General features: G+C 71.9%; 2 protein-coding genes. Both read left to right on the top strand.

The window, feature by feature from the left end:
- Nucleotides 1-106 precede the first annotated feature (106 nt).
- Entirely contained in the window at nt 107-1,957 is a 1,851-nt protein-coding gene (locus tag KDK95_RS33955; RefSeq protein WP_212522470.1) for a 3' terminal RNA ribose 2'-O-methyltransferase Hen1, read from the top strand.
- Nucleotides 1,958-1,960: 3 nt separating this feature from the next.
- A complete protein-coding gene (locus KDK95_RS33950) occupies nt 1,961-4,510 on the top strand; it encodes a polynucleotide kinase-phosphatase (RefSeq protein ID WP_212522469.1) in 2,550 nt (849 codons plus the stop codon).
- Nucleotides 4,511-4,928 lie beyond the last annotated feature (418 nt).

Below are 4,928 nucleotides of genomic sequence, written 5' to 3'. Positions count from 1 at the left end.
GTGCTCGCCCCCGTTCTGTGCGCGCCGTGTGCCGTGCGGGCCGCCTCCCGCCCCTCCCCGCTAATCCGGTTTCCTCCGTACGCGGGTGTCCGGGACACTGCTGCGCATGCTTGTCACGATCACCGCCACGCGGCCGCCCGGAGCGGACTGGCCCGCGACCGACCTCGGCTACCTGCTGGCGAAGAACCCCGCCGCCGTGCAGGACTTCTCGCACGGCTTCGGCCGCTCGCGGGTGTTCTACCCCGAGGCGGACGAGACGCGGTGCACGGCGGCGCTCTACCTGGAGATCGACCCGATCGGCCTGATCAAGAGCCGCAACCTGGACTCCGCCGACTTCTCGCTCTCGCAGTACGTCAACGACCGGCCGTACGCGGCGACCTCGCTGCTCGCGGGCGCCATCGGCCAGGTCTTCCGCACCGCGATCCGCGGCACCTCGAAGGACCGGCCCGAACTCGCCGCGACCGCGCTGCCGCTGAGCCTGCACCTGCCGGTCGTCCCGGCCGGCGCCGCCTTCGTCACGCGCCTGTTCGGCCCGCTCGGCTGGGACGTGCGGGCCGAGCCGCTGCCGCTGGACCCGGCGTTCCCCGAGTGGGGCGAGTCGCGGTACTGCGACGTCACGCTGGCCGGCGTGCAGCGCGTGTCCGACGCGCTCAGCCAGCTGTACGTGCTGCTGCCGGTCCTCGACGGTTCCAAGCACTACTGGATCGACCCGACCGAGGTCGAGAAGCTGCTGCGCGCGGGCGAGGCCTGGCTGCCCGGCCACCCGGACCGCGAGCTGATCACGCGCCGCTACCTCGGCCGACGCCCGACCCTGGTGCGCAGCGCCCTGGCCCGCCTCGCCGAGGCCGACGAGGTACCCGAGTCCGAGCTCGACAACGCGATCGAGATCGACGCCGCCGAGGCCGCCGAAGCGGTCGAAGCCGCCGACGCGGCCGACGCCCCTGGCGCGGTCGGCCATGAGGCCGTGGAGACGGTCGGCAACGTGGCCGTGGAGACGGTCGGCAATGAGGCCGCGAAAGTGGCCGCCGAAGTGGCCGAGCCTCCCCGCCTCTCCCTCGCCGCGCACCGTCGCGAGGCGGTGATCGCGGCGCTCAAGGACGTCGGCGGACGGCGGGTGCTCGACCTCGGCTGCGGCGGCGGCGCGCTGCTCAGGCCCCTGCTGCACGACCGGTACTTCACCGAGATCGTCGGCGTGGACGTGTCGGTGCGCGCGCTGCAGTACGCCGCGCGCAAGCTGCACCTCGACCGGCTTCCGGCGCAGGTCGCCGAGCGGCTGACGCTGAAGCAGGGGTCGCTGACGTACACGGACGCCGATCTGAAGGGCTACGACGCGGCCGTGCTGATGGAGGTCATCGAGCACGTCGATCCGCCGCGCCTGGCCTCGCTCGAGCACGCCGTGTTCGGGTCCGCCCGGCCGCGCGCGGTCGTGGTGACGACGCCGAACGCCGAGTACAACGTGCGGTACGAGACCCTCGAGGAGGGCCGGATGCGGCACCGCGACCACCGGTTCGAGTGGACGCGGGCCGAGTTCGCGGCGTGGGCCGACGGAGTCGCGGCGCGGCGGGGCTACGCCGTCGAGTACCGGCAGGTCGGCGACGTCGATCCCGAGCTCGGGCCGGCGACCCAACTGGCCCTCTTCATAGAGATAACAGGCCCGACCAGTGCGCAGGATGCGTCGGCGGGCAACCACGAAAACCGCACCGACGGCGGCAACGGTACCGGCAGCACCGGCAGCACCGGCAGCACCGGCAGCGGCGGCGGCAGCAGCACCTCCGGCGGCACCGAACCCGCAAACCGCGCCACCGCGATCAGCAGCGGTACTGGCAGCGCCAGCAGCAGCACCTCCACCGTTAGCACCGAATCCACGCCCACAACCGGCACCTCAACCGGCACCGCAACCGGCACCACGACCCGCACCGCAACCGGCTCCGCAATCTCAGCGAAGGAGGCGAACTGACTCATGCGTACTCTGACGGTCCCCGAGCTTTCCCTCGTGGTCCTCGTCGGCACCACCGGATCCGGGAAGTCGACGTTCGCCGCCCGGCACTTCGCGCCGACGCAGGTGCTGTCCTCGGACTACTGCCGCGGCCTGGTCAGCGACGACGAGAACGACCAGTCGGCGAGTGCCGACGCGTTCGCGTTGCTGCACCACATCGCCGGGATCCGGCTGCGGCGCGGGCTGCTGACGGTGGTGGACGCGACGAACGTGCAGCCGAAGGCGCGGGCCGCGCTGGTCGAGGTGGCGCGGTCGCAGGACGTGCTGCCGGTGGCGGTCGTGCTGGACGTGCCGGAGGAGGTGTGCCGGGCGCGTAACGAGGTGCGGCCGGATCGGGCGATGGGGCCGCACGTGATCGCGCGTCAGCGGCGGGAGATGCGGGCCAACCTGCGCAACCTGGAGCGCGAGGGCTTTCGCAAGGTGCACATCCTGCGCGGCGTCGAGGAGATCGACGACGCGGTGTTCGCGTTCGAGAAGGCGTACAACGACAAGCGCGAGCTGGCCGGCCCGTTCGACGTGATCGGCGACGTCCACGGCTGCCGCTCGGAGCTGGAGACGCTGCTGACCGAGCTCGGTTACCGCTTGGTCCCGGACGCCGAGGGCCGTCCCGTGGACGCGGTTCCGCCGGAGTCGCGCACGGCCGTGTTCGTCGGCGACCTGGTCGACCGCGGGCCGGACACGCCGGGTGTGCTGCGGCTGGTCATGGGCATGGTCGAGGCCGGGCACGCGCTGTGCGTTCCCGGCAACCACGAGAGCAAGCTGGTCAAGGCGCTCACGGGTCGCAAGGTTCAGCACCGGCACGGCTTGGCGGAGTCGCTGGAGCAGCTCTCCGCGGAGTCGGAGGAGTTCCGGGCGCGGGTCGTCGAGTTCTGCCGCGGCCTGGTCAGCCACTACGTGCTCGACGGCGGCCGGCTCGTGGTCGCGCACGCGGGCCTGAAGGAGGCCTACCAGGGCCGGGCGTCCGGCCGGGTGCGCTCGTTCGCGATGTACGGCGAGACCACCGGCGAGACGGACGAGTACGGCCTGCCGGTGCGCTACCCGTGGGCGGAGGAGTACCGCGGGTCGGCGATGGTCCTGTACGGGCACACGCCGACCGTCGAGCCCGAATGGGTGAACAACACGCTCTGCCTGGACACCGGCTGCGTGTTCGGCGGCGAACTCACGGCTCTGCGGTACCCCGAGCGGGCCATCGTCGCGGTGCCGGCCGAGCGGGTCTGGTACGAGCCGGCGAAGCCGCTCGGGCCGGCGCGCGCGGTCCGCGATCCCGGGGTGCTTGACCTCGGCGACGTGCTCGGCCGCCGGGTCGTCGGGACGCGGCTGATGGGGAACCTGTCGGTGCGGGAGGAGAACGCGGCGGCGGCGCTGGAGGTGATGAGCCGGTTCGCGGTGGATCCGCGCTGGCTGGTGTACCTGCCGCCGACGATGGCCCCGGTGGCGACGTCGGCGCGGCCGGGTCTGCTGGAGGCGCCGGCCGAGGCGTTCGGGTACTTCTCCGCCGCGGGCGTGGCGCGGGTCGTGTGCGAGGAGAAGCACATGGGTTCGCGTGCGGTGGTGCTGGTGACGCGGGATGCGGCCGGGTCGGTGGCGGCGAAGCGGTTCGGCGTGGAGGACGGTTCGACCGGGATCGTGGTGACGCGTACGGGCCGGCCGTTCTTCGACGCGTCGGAGACGACCGAGGCGTTGCTGGCGCGGGTGCGTGCCGCGGTGGACGCGGCCGGGCTCTGGGACGAGCTGGGTACGGACTGGCTGCTGCTGGACTGCGAGCTGCTGCCGTGGTCAGCGAAGGCGATGGGTCTGCTGCGCGATCAGTACGCGGCGGTCGGTGCGGCTGCGCGTGCCGGGCTCGGCGCGACGATCGGTGTGCTGGAGCGGGCGGCGGCGCGCGGGCTGGATGTCGGTGAGCTTCTGGAGGCGCAGGGCGGTCGTCGGGCCGCGGCGGAGGCGTTCACGGCGGCGTACGGCCGGTACTGCTGGCCGACGTCAGGGCTCGAGGGTGTGCGGCTGGCGCCGTTCCAGGTGCTGGCGGGTGAGGGTTCGGTGTACGCCGTGCGGGATCACGGATGGCACCTGGACGTGCTGGATCGGCTGTGTGCGGCGGATCCGGGGTTCTTCCGGGCCACCGGCCGTCGGATCGTCGATCTGGCCGACGGGTCGTCGGTCGCGGCGGCGTCGGCGTGGTGGGAGGAGCTGACCGGGGCCGGCGGCGAGGGGATGGTGGTCAAGCCGTTCGAGGCGCTGGTGCGGGAGGGCCGCCGGATCGTGCAGCCGGGGGTGAAGTGCCGTGGGCCGGAGTACCTGCGGATCATCTACGGTCCCGAGTACCTGGAGGAGCGGAACCGGGAGCGGCTGCGCCGGCGTTCGCTGGGCCGGAAGCAGTCGCTGGCGCTGCGGGAGTACGCGCTCGGGCTCGAGGCGCTGGAGCGTTTCACGGCCGGGGAGCCTCTGTACCGGGTGCACGAGGCGGTGTTCGCGGTTTTGGCGCTGGAATCAGAGCCGGTGGACCCGCGGTTGTGAGCGGCGTGCGCGAGGGCTGAGGGTATTGCGGATGAGCCCCGGCTGAGGATTCTCACCGGCCTCGCTCAACCGTCGGGTGTGATGACTCGTCTATCCGGAGGACAGCCATTCGGACCATACGGTGAGTGAGGCCGGTTTTCCGGGGCAAATCGCTCTCAGGTACGCGCTGACGCCGGATTCAGAGTCCCCTGGGGAGGCGTTAACATGCACCTCGTACGCTGACCGAATGTGCACATCATCGGGTGACCGCGCGGGCTCGAGAGGACCGGCGCGGCCCTGTGAGCCGAGGAGATGGGGAGCGAAGGAATGTCAGGTCTCAGCGACGTTCTGAAGAACGAGTACACCGGGAAGCTGTTGGACCTCACGGGTGTGCGCAAGCCGCCGTTCGTGCCGGATCTGAACACGAAGCACTACCGTG

It is taken from the genome of Actinospica acidithermotolerans (assembly GCF_018139625.1).
Classification (GTDB): domain Bacteria; phylum Actinomycetota; class Actinomycetes; order Streptomycetales; family Catenulisporaceae; genus Actinospica; species Actinospica acidithermotolerans.
Note: the sequence above shows the minus strand (reverse complement) of the source record. Positions and strands in the feature narration are given on the sequence as shown.